Annotated in this window: 2 protein-coding genes; both read right to left on the reverse strand. The window is 62.7% G+C overall.

The annotated features are described in order from the left end of the window. On the reverse strand, nt 1-736 hold a 736-nt coding region (locus ACIP0B_RS28535; RefSeq protein WP_400838562.1), incomplete at its 3' end, for an ABC transporter permease subunit. Then, on the reverse strand, nt 733-1,231 hold a 499-nt coding region (locus ACIP0B_RS28540), incomplete at its 5' end, for a TOBE domain-containing protein (protein ID WP_400838565.1). The genes ACIP0B_RS28540 and ACIP0B_RS28535, both read right to left, overlap by 4 nt.

Consider the following 1,231-nt stretch of genomic DNA (forward strand, 5'->3'; position numbering starts at 1 on the left):
CGAACTCGCCCACCACCGGGATGAACACCAGCATGCAGCCGGCGATGATGCCGTTCTTGGACAGCGGCACGGTGATCTTCCAGAAGCTGTTGAAGGTGCTCGAACCCAGGTCGGACGCGGCCTCCAGCAAGCTCGGGTCATGCTTCACGAGGTTGGCGTAGAGCGGCAGGATCATGAACGGCAGGTACGAATAGACCACGCCGATGTACACCGCAAGGTTGGTGTTGAGGATCTGCAGCGGCTCGTCGATCCAGCCCATGCCCATCAGGAAGCCGTTGAGCAGGCCGTTGTTGCTGAGGATGCCCATCCACGCATAGACGCGGATCAGGATCGCCGTCCAGGTCGGCATCATGATCAGCAGCACCAGCACGGTCTGGGTTTCCTTGCGCGCGGTGGCGATGCCGTAGGCCATCGGGTAGCCGATCAGCAGGCACAGCAGCGTGCTGAAGAACGCCATCTTCAGCGAGCCGAGGTAGGCCGACAGGTACAGCTCGTCGTCGCCCAGCATCGCGTAGTTGCCCAGGTTCAGCAGCAGCTGCAGCTTCTGCTCGGCGTAGCTGTAGATCTCGGTGTACGGCGGGATGGCCACGTCGGCTTCGGCGAAGCTGATCTTCAGGACGATGAAGAACGGCAGCATGAAGAACAGGAACAGCCAGATGAACGGAACCCCGATCACCAGCTGGCGGCCGCCGGGAACGATCCGGTTGAGGCGACGCTTGAGTTTGCGCATGTTCATGAGCGGAGCACCACGCCGCTGTCGTCTTCCCACCACACGTAGACCTGGTCGCCCCAGGTCGGACGCTGGCCGCGGCGCTCGGCGTTGGCGACGAACGACTGCACCAGCTTGCCGCTCGGCAGCTCGACGTAGAACACCGAGTGGCCGCCCAGGTAGGCGATGTCGTGCACCTTGCCGCTGGACCAGTTGTACTCGCAGGTCGGCATGTCGGCGGTGACCAGCAGCTTCTCCGGACGGATCGCGTAGGTCACGGACTTGTCCTGCACCGAGGTGCTGATGCCGTGGCCGACGTAGATCTGCCGGTCCAGATCCTTGCAGGTGATGGTCGCGTGGCCTTCGGCGTCGTCGATCACCTCACCTTCGAAGATGTTCACGTTGCCGATGAATTCGCAGACCAAGCGGCTGGTCGGGGTTTCGTAGATGTCGATCGGGCTGCCGATCTGGGCGATCCAGCCCAGGTGCATGATCGCGATGCGCTCGGCCATGGTCATGGCC

This window comes from Pseudomonas sp. NPDC089534, from assembly GCF_044749305.1.
In the GTDB taxonomy this organism is placed as follows: domain Bacteria; phylum Pseudomonadota; class Gammaproteobacteria; order Pseudomonadales; family Pseudomonadaceae; genus Aquipseudomonas; species Aquipseudomonas ekonensis.